Annotated in this window: 10 protein-coding genes; 2 read left to right on the top strand and 8 right to left on the bottom strand. The window is 65.2% G+C overall.

Going from position 1 to position 14983, the window contains the following annotated elements; genetic code table 11:
• Positions 1–4: 4 nt before the first annotated feature.
• The 6 genes from GS424_RS12270 to GS424_RS12245 form a co-directional block, all read right to left on the bottom strand.
• Positions 5–988 carry a dihydrodipicolinate synthase family protein gene (locus GS424_RS12270; RefSeq protein WP_160942747.1) on the bottom strand — a complete coding sequence of 328 codons (984 nt, stop codon included), beginning with the start codon at positions 986–988 and terminating at the stop codon, positions 5–7.
• Between the two features lie 142 nt (positions 989–1130).
• On the bottom strand, positions 1131–1991 hold the full coding sequence (locus tag GS424_RS12265; protein ID WP_154333801.1) for an ABC transporter ATP-binding protein: 861 nt from the start codon (positions 1989–1991) through the stop codon (positions 1131–1133).
• Positions 1988–4015, bottom strand: coding sequence for a dipeptide/oligopeptide/nickel ABC transporter permease/ATP-binding protein (locus tag GS424_RS12260; RefSeq protein ID WP_160942748.1), 2028 nt, complete (start codon positions 4013–4015; stop codon positions 1988–1990). Before GS424_RS12260 ends, GS424_RS12265 begins: the two co-directional genes overlap by 4 nt.
• Positions 4016–4019: 4 nt before the next feature.
• Positions 4020–4976 (bottom strand): ABC transporter permease, encoded by a 957-nt coding sequence (locus tag GS424_RS12255; protein ID WP_160942749.1) that lies wholly within the window; start codon positions 4974–4976, stop codon positions 4020–4022.
• 189 nt (positions 4977–5165) lie between these two features.
• Positions 5166–6050, bottom strand: a complete 885-nt coding sequence (locus GS424_RS12250) for an SGNH/GDSL hydrolase family protein (protein ID WP_160942750.1) — start codon at positions 6048–6050, stop codon at positions 5166–5168.
• 81 nt (positions 6051–6131) lie between these two features.
• Positions 6132–7748 (bottom strand): ABC transporter substrate-binding protein, encoded by a 1617-nt coding sequence (locus tag GS424_RS12245; RefSeq protein ID WP_160942751.1) that lies wholly within the window; start codon positions 7746–7748, stop codon positions 6132–6134.
• Between the two features lie 230 nt (positions 7749–7978).
• Between GS424_RS12245 and GS424_RS12240 the strand changes: the two genes are divergently transcribed.
• Both GS424_RS12240 and nifJ read left to right on the top strand, forming a co-directional pair.
• On the top strand, positions 7979–8503 hold the full coding sequence (locus GS424_RS12240) for a very short patch repair endonuclease (protein WP_244977538.1): 525 nt from the start codon (positions 7979–7981) through the stop codon (positions 8501–8503).
• Positions 8504–8736: 233 nt separating this feature from the next.
• Positions 8737–12279, top strand: coding sequence for a pyruvate:ferredoxin (flavodoxin) oxidoreductase (gene nifJ, locus GS424_RS12235; protein WP_160942753.1), 3543 nt, complete (start codon positions 8737–8739; stop codon positions 12277–12279).
• A gap of 90 nt (positions 12280–12369) precedes the next feature.
• Here the strand turns inward: nifJ and GS424_RS12230 are convergent, their stop codons facing one another.
• Positions 12370–13080 (bottom strand): response regulator transcription factor, encoded by a 711-nt coding sequence (locus GS424_RS12230; protein WP_160942754.1) that lies wholly within the window; start codon positions 13078–13080, stop codon positions 12370–12372.
• A complete protein-coding gene (locus GS424_RS12225) occupies positions 13073–14710 on the bottom strand; it encodes an ATP-binding protein (RefSeq protein WP_160942755.1) in 1638 nt (545 codons plus the stop codon). Before GS424_RS12225 ends, GS424_RS12230 begins: the two co-directional genes overlap by 8 nt.
• Between the last annotated feature and the right edge of the window lie 273 nt (positions 14711–14983).

The following is a 14983-nucleotide window of genomic DNA, read 5'->3' as shown; positions in this document are numbered from 1 at the left end:
CTCCTTACTTCGGCTGCCCGACGGTGGGGCAGGCGCACCAGGTGGACTGACGCGTCTGAGCGTCGGCCTCGAGCAGGCCCGCGCCCTTCAGCACCTCGACGATATGGTCCACGTCCTCGCCCTCGAGCGCGCACACGGGCTCGCGCATCTGGTTCGTGTTGAACACGCCCATCTGCCACAGCGCCGTCTTGAACGCGCCCACGCCGGCGCCGAAGCCCACGGTGGCCTTCACTTCGCGCGTGACGTACATGAGGCGGGCGAGGTGGTTCTGGATCTGGCGCACGCGCTCCCAGTCACCGGCCTGCGCCGCGCGCCACTGCTCCACGTAGCTTGCCGGGTCGATGTTCGCGAGGCCCGGCACCGAGCCGTCGGCGCCGCCGAGGTACGCGCCGTCGACGACCACCTCGTGGCCGGTCAGCAGCCGCAGCGGGTGGCCGGCGTCCTCGTTTTGCAGGCACATCCAGCGGAACGACACGTCGTCGCCCGAGGAGTCCTTCACGCCCTGCAGCACGCCGTCCTCGCCGAGGCGCACGAGCATCGTGGGATCGAGCTTCGTGTGCACGCAGGCGGGCAGGTCGTAGGCGAACAGCGGCAGGTCGGTGTACTCGCGGATGGCGCGGAAGTGGCGCTCCACCTCTTTGGGGCCGCCGAGCGCGTAGAACGGGGCGGTGGCGACGAGGGCGTCCACGCCGAAGCCGGCAGCGCGCTTGGCCTGGTCGACCACGCGCATGGTCTCCATGTCGATGATGCCCGTGAGCACCGGCACGCGGCCGTTCACCATGGCGACGGCCTCCTGCAGCACGTGGTAGCGCTGCGCGTCGGTGAGGAAGGCCACCTCGCCGCTGGAACCCAGGAAGAACAGACCGTCGACGCCGGCCTCGATCATGCGGTTGATGGAGCGCTCGAGCGCCTCGAGGTCGAGCTGGCGCTTCTCGGTCAGCGGAATGACGACCGGGGGAATGACGCCGCGGAACGGTGAATCAGTCATAGGAACAAGCCTCTCTTCGTTCGTCGGTAAACGGTAAAAGGGTAAACTCCCTCAGCGCAAGCGTCAACGAATGAGGGCAGGTCACCACATAAAAAGCGCCCCCGGTCCGAGAACCGGGGGCGCGGTGAAAACGGGTGGGGCGCTACTTGCCCAAGTCGGGGTGGAGCAGCGACGGGGCGGCGCCCAGCAGCAGCTTCGTGTAGTCGTGCTGCGGATGCTCGAACACGTCCTTCGACGCGCCGCGCTCCACGGCCTCACCGGCGTTCATCACGATGATCTGGTCGGAGATGTAGCGCACCGTCTGGATGTCGTGGCTGATGAACACCATGGACAGGCCCAGGTCGCGTTTGAGGTCCATGAGCAGGTTCAGGATCTGCGCACGCACCGACACGTCGAGGGCGCTCGTGGGCTCGTCGGCGATGATGGCGTCGGGCTCGAGCGACAGGGCGCGGGCGATGGCCACGCGCTGGCGCTGGCCGCCGGACAGCTGGCCCGGCAGGGCGTCGAGCACGGAGTTCGGCAGGCCCACCATCTCGATGAGGTCGAGCACGCGGCGCTCGCGCGACTTCTTGTCGCCCACCTTGTGCACGGTGAGCGGGTCCATGAGCTGGTCGTGCACGCTCATGCGCGCGTTCAGCGCCGTGGCGGGGTCCTGGAACACCACCGAGATCACGCGGCCGATGAGGCGGCGTTCGGCGGCCGTGCGCTTCGTCACGTCCTGCCCCTTGAAGTACACCTTGCCCGACGTGGGCTGCTGCAGGCCGCACATCACGTTGGCCGTGGTGGACTTGCCGCAGCCGGACTCGCCCACGATACCGAGCGTCTGGCCCGGCATGAGCTTGAGGGTGAGGCCGCGCACGGCCTGCACCTTGTTCGGATGCAGGATGGAGCCCGTGCGCGTCTTGAACGTCACGCGGATGTCGTCGAGGAAGATGATGGGGGTGGGCTCGCCCGCCTCCGCTGCGGGCTGGGCGCCCGCGTTCACGCGTTCCTGCTCGCTCATATGATGGCACCTCCTGGGACGTACGGTTTGATGCCGAGGCGCTTGAGCTCGCTGTCGGGCAGCTCGGCGAAGTAGTGATCGGTGTCAGCGACGCGCTTGAGCACCGGACGCAGCTGCGAGACCTTGTCGGGATGGCTCGAGCGCGGCGTGAAGCGGTCGCCCTCGGGGAAGTCCTTGGGGCTGGGAACGCTGCCGGGCACCTGGTGCAGGCGCGTGCCGCCTGCTTCGATGGACAGCACCGAGCCCAGCAGGCCGCGCGTGTACTCGTGCACGGGGTGGCACAGGATGTCGGACACGGGACCCTGCTCGACCACCTGGCCGGCGTACATGACGGTGATGGAGTTGGCCACCTCGGCGACGAGCGCGAGGTCGTGGCTCACGAACACCATCGCGAAGCCCAGCTCCTTCTGCAGCTTGTTCAAGAGGTCGATGACCTGCTTCTGCACGGTCACGTCGAGGGCCGTGGTGGGCTCGTCGGCGATGATGACCTTCGGGTCGCGCGTCAGCGCCATGGCGATGAGCACGCGCTGGCGCTGGCCGCCCGACAGCTCGTGGGGGTAGGAGTCCAGCGTGCGCTTCGGGTCGAGGCCCACGAGCTCCAGCAGCTCCTCGGCCGTGCGGGTGCCGCCGCGCTTCGTGAGCTGCTTCATCTGCGCCTTGATGAGCATGGACGGGTTGAGCGAGGACAGCGCGTCCTGGTAGATCATGGCGATCTCGCGGCCGCGCAGGGCGTTCATCTGCTTCTGGTTCATGTCGAGCAGGTTCTGCCCGTCGTAGAGCACCTCGCCCGTGACGGTGGCCTTCGGGTCGAGCAGGCCCATGATGGTGAGCGAGGTGATGGACTTGCCGCAGCCGGACTCGCCCACGAGGCCCATGGTCTGGCGCGGGCGCACCACGAAGCTCACGTGGTCGACCACGTTCACGTCGCCGTGGCGCGGGAACTTGATGCAGAGGTCCTTGACTTCCAGGATGGGCGGCACGTCGGTGCGCGCCTCGAAGCGGTCGGTGCGCGTCTTCTCGACGGCCTGCAGCTGGGAGAGGCGCTGCTCGAGCATCTCGGCCTGAGCGGCGTAGGCCAGCGTCGGGTCGGCGACCATCTTGTCGGCCTCGCGGTTGGCGGCCAGCGCGTCGTCGGCGGCCTTGACCGGGGCCTTGGGCGCGGCGGCCATGGCGTCGGTGATGCCCTCGGACAGGATGTTGAGGCACAGCACGGTGATCATGATGGCGAGGCCCGGGAACAGCGCCTGCCACCAGCGGCCCGCCAGCACGCCGCCGCGCGCGTCGGCGAGGATGTTGCCCCACGTCGGCGTCGGCTCGGGGATACCGGCCGAGATGAACGACAGGGAGGCCTCGAACACGATGGCGTCGGCCACGAGCACGATGGTGAACACCATGACCGGGGCGATGCAGTTGCGGATGACGTGCTTCACGAGAATCCACGGGGCGCGGGCGCCGGACACGACGACGGCGCGCACGTAATCCTGGTTGTACTCGCTCACCACGTTGGCGCGCACGATGCGGGCGATCTGCGGGATGTACAGGAAGCCGATCGCGAAGATGAGCGAGGGCACCGAGTTGCCGAACACGAGCACGAACGTGGCGGCCAGCGCGATGCCGGGGAAGGACATGATGACGTCCAGGATGCGCATGATGACTTCCGACACCCACTTGCGGGCCACCGCGGCGATGGCGCCGATGATGGAGCCGCACACGAGCGCGAAGGCCGTGGCCCCGAGGCCGATGATGAGCGAGTAGCGCGCGCCGTACATCATGCGCGACAGCACGTCGCGGCCCTTGTCGTCGGTGCCGAACAGGAACTGGGCGTCGGGCGCCTGGCGGGCGGTGAAGATTTCCAGCGGGTTGTGCGGCGCCAGGACGTTGGCGAGCACGGCGATCATGACGATCAGGATGAGCACGATCAGCGAGATGCGCGATCCGATGCTCATGGCCTTCCACCGGCGGAAGTGCACGTTGCCGGCGTTCGATTCCATAGACTCTGTGAGGTTTCCTCGAAGTTTCACCATGTCGCTACACCGTCCTGATTCGCGGATCGATCAGGATATAAAGCATATCCACGATAATGTTGATGATGATGAAGGTGATGGCCACCACCAGCACGACGCCCTGCACGAGCATCGTGTAGCTGGACTGGATGCCCGAGAGGATGGCCATGCCCATGCCGGGGAGGTTGAAGATGACCTCGATGACCACGGCGCCGCCGATGAGGTAGCCGATGCGCAGGCCGAGCACCGTCACGGGGGTGATCAGCGCGTTGCGCAGCACGTTGCGGGCCACCACGACGCGCTTCGGGATGCCGGCGCCGAGGGCCGTGCGCACGTAGTCCTTGTCGAGCTCCTCGACCATGGACGTGCGGATGACGCGGGTGAGCTGGCCTGCCACGGGGACGCCCAGCGCGACGGCCGGCATGGCCATGCGGGCGAGCCAACCGCCGGGATCGGAGGTGAGGGAGGGCAGCGCGCCGGATGCGGGCAGCAGGTGCAGCATCGACGAGAACAGCAGGATCATGAGCACCGCCAGCCAGAACGAGGGCGTCGCGATGCAGGCGATGGAGAACACGCGGATGATCTGGTCGGGCCATCGATCTCGGTACAGGGCCGAGATCACGCCCAAGATCACCGCGATCACCACGCCGATGATGAGGCCGAAGAACGTCAGCTGCAAGGTGACGGGCAGCGCCTCGCCGATGCGGTCGGCCACCGAGGCGTTGTTCGCGCCGTAGGTGCCGAGGTCGCCCTGGACCAGGCCGACGATGAAGTTACCGTACTGCACGAGGATCGGATCGTTCAATCCGTGCTCCTCGCGATACTGCTCGGCTTGGGCTTCAGTGGCGTTCTCGCCAAGGACCGAGTACGCCTGGTCGATGGGTGAGAGCGCCATGATGAAGAAGACGAGGATGGTGACACCGAAGATCATGATCGGCAGCGCTATGAGGCGTCGTCCGATTAATCGTAGCAGGTTGCTCACCGTATCCCCCTTTCGCTTCGTGGGCCCGAGAGCCCGCTTGCACTGACAACTGCTGCCTGCATCGCGCGCACAGGCGCGGTAAGCGTGTAGACAACCAATCGTATTTTATCTGATCTGCGCAGATTATGCAGAGAAATAAGAGCGATCTTGAACCATATCCTGCGCCGCCGGTTCAAGCGTTCCTCCAGATCAGGATTTCCCCTGATCGCACACGAGAAACCAGCTGCTTCCCGTGCTGCGGGCGTGCTCGCAGCCGACGCACGCGACGCCGGGGCAGAGCTCTTCGGAGCGCAGGGAGGCGTCGAAGAGGTCGGCGGGCAGCGTGCGCGCAGCGGGTTCGGCGCCTTCGATGCACGACGCGATCATCGCAGCCAGCTGGCGCATGCCGCGCGCGTTGGGATGGGTGCCGTCCACGGCTTCGTAGTCGACGCCGAACGCCTCGAGGTTGGCCACGCGGCAGCCGTGCTCGCGCGCGGACGCGCGGATGGCTTCGTTGTAGGCGCGAAACGGCGCGCCGCGCAGGTTCCAGGCGAACGTGGGGCGCTCCTCGCCCGCAACGCGGCCGGGGCAGAGCGTGCAGCACCACGTCTCGGCCTGCGGGTACGTGGCGCGGAGGCGGCTGAGCAGCAGGTCGTATGCGGCGCGGAACCCGGCGACGGCGTCGGGGGAGGCGCATCCGGGGGCGTGCGGTTCGATGGCGTCAAGGTCGAGCGTTGCGGGCAGGGCGTTGCCGCGGCCGGCGGCCTGCGCCGCCGCGCCGCCCCAGCCGTAGTCGTTGATGCCCATGAACGCGATGACGACATCGGGCTGCACGCCGTGCGCGGCCAGCGCGTCGATGCGCTCCTGGCTGCTCCCCGCGGGGAAGCCCGCCCCTTCCACGAGGCTGCCCGAGAAGGCGCTGTTCGCCAGCAGCCGCCCGTCCAAGCGGGCGACGACCTGGGACCACCAGGTGTCGGCGGGCGTCAGCACGCCGGTCTGCGCGCAGCGGTCCCCTTCGTAGAACACGCGGTAGCCGGGCGGGTTGCATCCGTCGAACGTGCTGATGGAGTCGCCGAGGATGGAAATGGATCGCATGGGTCCTCTTTCTCAAAAGCAAGGGCCCGCCCCTTGCGGAGCGAGCCCTCTCGTTGCGTTTACCTCAGATGATGCGTGCGCTTACGCCTTCACGCTGGCGCCGAGGAACACGAGGCCCGTCGTGGCGATGGGCTCGAAGCCGGTGATCTGCGTCTCCTGATAGCCCGTGGCCAGCTCGCGGTGGAACAGCGGGTACAGCGGCACCTCTTCGGCCAGCAGGTCGAAGCACTTGTTCCACAGCTCCTGCTGCTCGTTGCCGGTGGCCTCGCGCGCCTGCTGCATGAGCGTCTGCAGCTCGTCGAACTTGCCGTCGCCGGCCTTCTTCCAGCAGCTGCGGCCCTGGGTCCACACGTTGTCGCCGTACCACCAGGACATCAGCAGGTCGGGGTCGTTGCCGAAGCAGGTCGGGTCGCCCGGGGTGAGCATGACGTCGTAGGGCAGCACGTCAGCCGACTCGGCCAGGGACGCCCAGTCGACCTTCGTCTCGTTGATGGTGCAGTTCAGGCCGATGTCGTCCAGGTTGTTCTTGATGCCTGCGGCCAGATCCTTCACCCAGTTGTTGTTCGTCATCAGCTCGAAGCTCAAATCGGTGACGCCGGCCTCGGCGAGCAGGCTCTTGGCCTTCTCGGGGTCGTAGGTGTACACCGTGGAGGCCTTGTGGTAGTTCTCGTGGCTCTCCGGCAGGAAGCCCGTGACCTTGGCGGCATGGCCGGCCATGGCGTTGGAGATCAGCTTGTCCACGTCGACGGCGTAGTAGAACGCCTGGCGGACGCGCTTGTCGTTGAAGGGCTCCTTCAGCGTGTTGAACATGAAGAACGGCTGGTTGAAGCCCTGGATGTAGTCGACGGAGGCGCCGGCGGCCTGAAGCTGGTCGGCGTTGGCGTCGGGCACGTTCTCCATGACCTGAACCGTGGCCTCCTGCAGCGCGGTGGTGCGGGAGGTGTTGTCAAGCAGGATGTCCCAGTGCATCTTGTCGGCGGTCGCGGCGTACTTGCCGTTGTAGTTCGTGTTGGGCACGAACTCGATGGCGCCGCCGTCGTCGCCGTTGATGGTGTCGTACATCCAGGGGCCGGAACCGATCGGCTTGGTCTTCAGGTCGTCGTCGGTCAGCGTCGCGGGGAACACCTTGACCACGCTCAGACGGCCCTTGAGCAGGCTGTCGAAGGGGTACTTGAGCGTGAAGGAGACGGTCTTGTCGTCCTTCGCGGACACCGTGTCGATGAACTCGAGGAAGGCGCCGTAGGTGGCGTCGGCCATGTTCTTCTCGAACGCGTTCACCACGTCGGCGGTCGTGACGTCGGTGCCGTCGGAGAACTTGGCGCCGTCGCGCAGGGCGACCTCGTACTCGGTGTCGGAGACCTTCGTGGGCTCGCCGGCGGCAAGCGCGTTGTAGGTCTTGTAGGTGTGCAGGTCGAGGTCGTACAGGCCCTCGAACACGTGCCACGTGGCGGCCAGCATCAGCGCGGAGCTGTTGCCGATCGGGTTGACGTTCGTGCTCGTGTAGGCCATCGCGCCGGTCAGCGTGCCGCCCTGGGCAGCCGTGCCGGTGTCGGTCGTGCCCGCATCCGTCGACGGGGTGGACGTCGTGTCGCCGCCACCGCCGCAACCTGCCAGGCTGAGACCGGCCGCTGCGGCTGCAACGGCGCTGCCTGCCAAGAACGTGCGGCGAGACAAAGACGCTTTCATAGGCTGTTCCATTGGTTTCCCTCCATTTCGGTATCGGGGCAGGAGGCCCCGAACGTACGTGCGTGCTTGCGCACGCGCACAACAGCACTGCCTATTATCGGGGAAAACCCTGAGAAAATAAAGAACCTGTAAGCTCAATGTTGTGATGATTATTTCGCTGAGAGAATAGTTTACCTGGGAAAATCAGTGGTATCATGCGCGGGATGGTTCGTAAGCAACATAAAAGTAACGGTTGGCTAACGGTGTTCCTCGGCACTGAAAACCAGCCGTTTCCCGCATTGGTGGACCGCCTTGCGCGCCCGGCGCTGCCCGCGCCCGCCAAGCTGCTGCCGCCGCCCGCGTCGAGCGAGGCCGTGCGCAAGTCGATGATGGGCAACAAGCGCAGCAACACGAAGCCCGAGCTGCTCGTGCGCCAGCGCCTGCGCGCGGCGGGCCTGACGGGCTACCGGCTGCAGTGGAAGGTGCCCGGACATCCCGACGTGGCATGGCCCGGCAAGAAGGTGGCGCTGTTCGTGAACGGGTGCTTCTGGCACCGGTGCCCGCGGTGCAAGCCCAGCATGCCGAAGCGCAACGTGGAGTACTGGGTGGTGAAGTTCGAGCGCAACGTCGAGCGCGACGAGCGCAGCCGCGCCGCGCTCGAGGAGCTCGGCTGGACCGTCCACGTGATCTGGGAGTGTCAGCTCAAGAAAAAGACGATCGACGAAACCTTCGCCGAGCTGCTGCCCGTGCTCGCCGAGGAGCTGGGGAAGGAACTCAAGGACGCGTAGCCGCCCGCCGCCGCGTGCGGGCCCCGTCTTCACGCTCTCCCTACATTTGTGGCCGTTTGCCGACGTGGGCGACCGCGGCGAGCCGCCCATCGTCCTCGTCGCACCGCAACGCGATTTCGGGCTGGTATCATGAATGCCGTGTATTCTGTCAGGCGAAGCAAACTGAGCTAGAGGAGAAGGTCGGGGCCCCGATGCGCTCGGTCGGGCGAGCATCCCCTTCGAAGGAGAGGAATATGACGAGAGAATTCAAATCCATGGACGGCAACAACGCCGCCGCGTACGTCTCCTATGCGTTTACCGAGGTGGCGGGCATTTATCCGATCACCCCGTCGAGCCCGATGGCCGACTTGGTGGACCAGTGGTCCGCCGCTGGGAAGAAGAACATCTTCGGCACCACGGTGAAGGTGTGCGAGATGCAGTCCGAGGGCGGCGCCGCGGGCGCGGTGCACGGCTCGCTGGCCGCAGGCGCGCTGACCACCACCTACACCGCCTCCCAGGGCCTGCTCCTCATGATCCCCAACATGTACAAGATGGCCGCCGAGCAGCTGCCGTGCGTGTTCCACGTGAGCGCGCGCACGCTGGCCACCCAGGCGCTGTCCATCTTCGGCGACCACTCCGACGTCATGGCGTGCCGCCAGACGGGCTTCGCCATGCTCGCCGAGACGAACGTGCAGGAGGTCATGGACCTGTCCGCCGTGGCGCACCTGTCCGCCATCAAGGGCCGCATCCCCTTCATCAACTTCTTCGACGGCTTCCGCACCTCGCACGAAGTGCAGAAGATCGCCGTGTGGGACTACGAGGACCTCGCCGACATGTGCGACATGGAGGCCGTGAGCGAGTTCCGCGACCACGCCCTGAACCCCGAGCGTCCGGCCATGCGCGGCAGCCATGAGAACGGCGACATCTTCTTCCAGCATCGCGAGGCGTGCAACGGCGTGTACGATGCGCTGCCCGCGGTGGTCGAGGACTACATGCACCAGGTGAACGCCAAGCTGGGAACGAACTACGAGCTGTTCAACTACTACGGCGCCCCCGACGCCGACCGCGTGATCGTGGCCATGGGCTCGTTCTGCGACGTGGTTGAGGAAGTCGTCGACTACCTCAACGCGCAGGGCCAGAAGGTGGGCCTCGTGAAGGTGCGCCTGTACCGTCCGTTCGTGTCCGAGAAGTTCATGGCGGCGCTGCCCGCGACCGTGCAGAAGATCGCCGTCATGGACCGCACGAAGGAGCCGGGCGCGCTCGGCGAGCCGCTGTACATGGACGTCATCAACGCGCTCGCGCACGAGGGCCGCGCCGACCTCACCGTGGTGGGCGGCCGCTACGGCCTGGCGTCGAAGGATACCCCGCCGTCTTCGGTGTTCGCCATCTACCAGGAGCTCGAGAAGGACGCGCCGGCGCGCGAGTTCACCGTCGGCATCGTCGACGACGTGACGAACCTGTCGCTGCCCGAGGATCCGAACAGCCCGAACACCGCGGCCGAGGGCACCATCGAGTGCAAGTTCTGGGGTCTCGGCGGCGACGGCACCGTGGGCGCGAACAAGAACTCCATCAAGATCATCGGCGACCACACCGACAAGTACGTGCAGGCCTACTTCCAGTACGACTCGAAGAAGACGGGCGGCGTGACCATCAGCCACCTGCGCTTCGGCGATTCGCCCATCCGCAGCACCTACTACGTGAACAAGGCCGACTTCGTGGCCTGCCACAACCCCTCCTACGTCACCAAGGGCTTCCGCATGGTGAACGACGTGAAGCCGGGTGGCGCGTTCATGATCAACTGCCAGTGGACGCCGGAGGAGCTTGAGCACCACCTCAACGCCGAGGCGAAGCGCTACATCGCCAACAACGACATCAAGCTGTACACCATCAACGCCATCGACCTCGCCGCCGAGATCGGCATGGGCAAGCGCACGAACACCATCCTGCAGTCGGCGTTCTTCACGCTGGCGAACGTGATCCCGCAGGACGAGGCGCTCCAGTACATGAAGGACGCCGCCACGAAGTCCTACCTGAAGAAGGGCCAGGACGTCGTCGACATGAACCACCGCGCCATCGATGCGGGCGCTACGGCGTTCGTGCAGGTGGAAGTGCCTGCAAGCTGGGCAAACGCCGTGGACGAGGGCGAGGCTCCCGTGCTCGAGGGCCGCTCCGAAGTGGTGAAGATGGTGCGCGACATCATGGAGCCGGTCGGCCGCATGGACGGCGACCGCCTGCCGGTGTCCGCGTTCCTCGACCATGCCGACGGCCAGTTCGAGCAGGGCGCGGCCGCCTACGAGAAGCGCGGCGTCGCCGTGAGCGTGCCCGCGTGGGATGCCGCTTCCTGCATCCAATGCAACCAGTGCGCGTTCGTGTGCCCGCATGCCACCATCCGCCCGTTCGCCCTCACCGAGGAAGAAGCCGCCGCCGCTCCCGCCGCCACCGTCATGGTGCCGGCGAAGGGCAAGGCCGCTGCCGGCCTGCAGTACACGCTGGCCGTGTCGCCGCTCGACTGCATGGGCTGCGGCGTGTGCGTGAACGTGTGCCCGTCCGACTCGCTGACGATGGTGCCCACGGAAAGCCAGCTGGCGCAGCAGGACGTGTTCGACTACTGCGTTGACAACGTGTCCGAGAAGCCCGCGCTCGAGGATGCCACGGTCAAGGGCAGCCAGTTCAAGCAGCCGCTGCTGGAGTTCTCCGGCGCCTGCGCCGGCTGCGCCGAGACGGCGTACGCGAAGCTGGTCACCCAGCTGTTCGGCGATCGCATGTACATCACGAACGCCACCGGCTGCTCGTCCATCTGGGGCGGTCCGGCCGCCACGTCGCCGTACACGGTGAACGCCGAGGGCCGCGGCCCGGCGTGGTCGAACTCGCTGTTCGAGGACAACGCCGAGCACGGCCTGGGCATGCTGCTGGGCCACGAGGCGGTGCGCAATCGCCTGATCGCCAAGCTGGAGGAGATGGCCGAGAACGACAAGACGCCGGCCGACCTCAAGGAGCTTATCGCGGCGTACATGGACACCGCGGAGGACAGCGAGGCCAACGCCAAGGCCGTCGAAGCGCTCATTCCGGGGCTTGAAGCCGCGGTTGCCGACGGGTGCCCTACGGCCCCCGAGATTCTCCAGGACAAGGAATACCTGTCCAAGAAGTCCGTCTGGATCTTCGGCGGCGACGGCTGGGCCTACGACATCGGCTACGGCGGCCTCGACCACGTGCTGGCTTCCGGCGAGAACGTCAACGTGTTCGTGTTCGACACCGAGGTGTACTCCAACACGGGCGGCCAGGCGTCCAAGGCCACCAACATCGGCCAGGTTGCCCAGTTCGCCGCTGCCGGCAAGGACATCAAGAAGAAGAGCCTCACCGAGATCGCTATGGCGTACGGCTACGTGTACGTCGCGCAGGTTGCGATGGGCGCCAAGCCGGCCCAGACCATCAAGGCAATCGCCGAGGCCGAGGCGTATCCGGGACCGTCGCTCATCATCGGCTACTCGCCGTGCGAGATGCACTCCATCAAGGGCGGCATGGCGAACTGCCAGGACGAGATGAAGAAGGCCGTCGATTGCGGCTACTGGAACCTGTTCCGCTTCAACCCGGCCGCCGATGCGGGCAAGAAGTTCACCCTCGACTCCAAGGAGCCGTCGGGCGGCTACCAGGAGTTCCTCATGAACGAGGCCCGCTACAGCCGTCTGACCCGCGAGTTCCCCGAGCGCGCCGGCGAGCTGTTCGAGCGCAACGAGAAGGCCGCGATGGATCGCTACGAGCACCTGCTCAAGCTCAAGGACGTCTACGCCGAGGCGTAAGCCGAACCTCTGAGAGCATCGCGCGCTGAAAGCCCCCGGCATCCGCCGGGGGCTTTTTCGCGCATGAGGGCGCCAGGGGAGGGGCGGTCGTTATCCGTCGATGCGGTCGGCAAACTTGTAGCCGACGCCCCACACGGTGAGCACGTACGCTGGCTGGCTTGCTTTGTCCTCGATCTTCTCCCTGATGCGGCGGATGAACACCGTGATGGAATTGGTATCGACCGCACTGTCCTCGCCCCAGATGTGCTCGTATATGTGCTCGCGCGTGAACGCCTGACCGGGGTTTCCCGCCAAGAGGGCGAGTATCTCGAACTCCTTGCCGGTCAGATCGAGCTTCACGCCGCGCTTGCGCACGACGTAGCCGCTGAAATCGATCTCGAGATCGCCGATGACGCTCGTTCCTGCACGAGCGTTCGCTCGTGCGAACGCGAGGTCTGACTTATGTCGATTGAGATGCGCCTCGATGCGCATGAGCAGCTCTTCGTTGTTGAAGGGCTTCACCAGATAGTCGTCCCCTCCCGCTTTGAATCCGATGCCCTTGTCCACGATGTCGCCCTTTGAGGAGAGGAACAGAATGGGAATGCGCCGCCCCTGCGCCCGCATCTCGCGGCACACGTCGTAGCCGTTCATCTTCGGCAGCATGACGTCGAGCAGCAGCAGGTCGGGGTGCTCTCGGCCGAGCATGTCCAGCCCGGTTCGGCCATCCGACGCGCAGCAGAATTCATAGCCTTCGTCGCAGATGATGCATTCGAGCGCCAGCTGCAGGCTGGGGTCGTCGTCGATGAGCATTATCTTATGCATAGTCTGCTCCTTCTGGTGGCAGGTTGGCGGGTATGCGCACGGCGAACGTGCTGCCGATCCCCGGTGCGCTTTCGACTTCTATGCTGCCTCCGTGCAGCTCGACGAGCTCCTTGCACATGGCGAGTCCGAGGCCGCTGCCGCCGTACGAGCGGCTGATGGAGCTGTCGGCCTGGGTGAACTTGTCGAAGATGCGCTCCAGATCGTCTGCCTCGATGCCGACGCCGGTATCGCTGACGCTCAGAACCACGCACATGCCGTGCTCGTCGTAGCGACAGGCGATGCGAACGCATCCGCCAGCGGCCGTGAACTTCACGGCATTGCCCGCAAGGTTTTCCGCAACGCGATGGAGCTTTTCCGCATCGCCGACGAACAGCGGAATGTCGTCGGCGACGGAATACTCGACGTGCACGCCTTTTCTGTGAGCGAGCGGGTCGATGGTGGGCTGCAGGCCCGCAACGACGTCGACCATGTCGGTCACTTCGAGGCACAGGTCCTCCTTGCCCGCTTCAAGGCGGGCCATCACGAGAATATTGTCGATCATAGCGAGCAGCGCTTGGTTGTTCGTTTCGAGCTCCGACCAGAGCCGCTCGTCGTCGGCCGAGAGCTGGTGGCGCTCCTTGAGGATGCCGGAGAATGCCATCGACGCCGCGAGTGGGGTTTTGAGCTCGTGGCTCATCATGGCGAGGAAGTCGCTCTTGTACTGGTTCTCGTCGGCGAGGCGGTTGTTCGTGCTCGCCAGTTCGCGTCGCTGGGCTTCAAGCGCTTCGTTCGCCTGGCTCAGCTGCTGGGTTCGCGCGTCGACCGTTTCCTCGAGCGTCGTGTGCGATCGCTCGAGCTCATCGGCCATAGTGTTGAATCCGCGCGTCAGAACCTGAATCTCCTTCGATTGCCCGTCGGGGTTCAGGCGCGTGTCGTAGTCGCCTTTCTCGAAGCTTTCCATCCCTCGTTTCACCTGATCGATGGGCTTGGTCACCAACGAATTGATGGCGACCCAGATGATGGAAATGGACGCGATCACTGCAAGCGCGCTCAGCAGCACGCTCTGCTCCCTGCTGGTTTGCGCGGATTCGATATACGTGGTCGCGGGGATGGCGAGGGAAATGGCGCCGTACAGGTCGCCTTCTTTGAGCCCTTCTTTCGGATAGCCGGCAATATCGATTTCCCCGATTGGTTCGCCGTGGCATTGCAAACAGGATGTTTCCATGTCCATGCGTTTGAGATAACGGAAGTACGTGCCCTCGTCGAACTCCTCGAAGCGATAGCATTCGCTGAGCGACGGGTCGTTCGAGAAAGATTCGAGCGCCTCGCGCTCGAACGCATCGGGCTCGTCGAAGTCGTTGCGCGGGGAGAGGGCCACGTAACTCGTCTGGTAGTTGGTGGCGCGCGAGAACAGCGATCCGATCGAGCGGCCGGCGATGGAGCACTGCAATCCCTTGAACTCGTAGTTGCCTTGGGAATCGTAGTTGATGAGGTCTTGGTTCACCGTCATGAAGAACCATACGGCATCCATGTTGGCCGAGATGGCCCGTGCCTGCTCCGTGAGCTCCTGCCCGATGCGTTCGCTGCTGGAATGCTGCTGCCACAGCACGTTTGCCCCCAGCATCGCCACGATAACCGATACGAGGAGCACGATAAACTTCACGCGAAGCGAACCAGACGATTTCATGTATCCCGCATCCCCATTCTGCAGGTGTATGAGGCTTACCAGTATAGCATTTTCACGGCGCATTCTCGGGAGGCTCGGGTGTGGTATCGTTTGGTCTGATGAAGTGCAAACGTGTGCTCTGACCAGGAGAGTAATGAATTGGCAATATCTGGTCAGGGAATTGTCACATCCTGTCAATGTCTATGACGCGCGTTGGTTCCTATACTCGGGCTATCGGTTAGGGGCAAGGGACGAGAA

The organism is Eggerthella guodeyinii, assembly GCF_009834925.2.
Classification (GTDB): Bacteria; Actinomycetota; Coriobacteriia; order Coriobacteriales; family Eggerthellaceae; genus Eggerthella; species Eggerthella guodeyinii.
Note: the sequence above shows the minus strand (reverse complement) of the source record. Positions and strands in the feature narration are given on the sequence as shown.

Bases quoted from the DNA above. Each gene is read 5' to 3' on its own strand.
- GS424_RS12270 (WP_160942747.1), bottom strand. From the start codon at position 988: ATGACTGATTCACCGTTCCGCGGCGTCATTCCCCCGGTCGTCATTCCG.
- GS424_RS12265 (WP_154333801.1), bottom strand. From the start codon at position 1,991: ATGAGCGAGCAGGAACGCGTGAACGCGGGCGCCCAGCCCGCAGCGGAG.
- GS424_RS12260 (WP_160942748.1), bottom strand. From the start codon at position 4,015: ATGGTGAAACTTCGAGGAAACCTCACAGAGTCTATGGAATCGAACGCC.
- GS424_RS12250 (WP_160942750.1), bottom strand. From the start codon at position 6,050: ATGCGATCCATTTCCATCCTCGGCGACTCCATCAGCACGTTCGACGGA.
- GS424_RS12245 (WP_160942751.1), bottom strand. From the start codon at position 7,748: ATGGAACAGCCTATGAAAGCGTCTTTGTCTCGCCGCACGTTCTTGGCA.
- nifJ (WP_160942753.1), top strand. From the start codon at position 8,737: ATGACGAGAGAATTCAAATCCATGGACGGCAACAACGCCGCCGCGTAC.
- GS424_RS12230 (WP_160942754.1), bottom strand. From the start codon at position 13,080: ATGCATAAGATAATGCTCATCGACGACGACCCCAGCCTGCAGCTGGCG.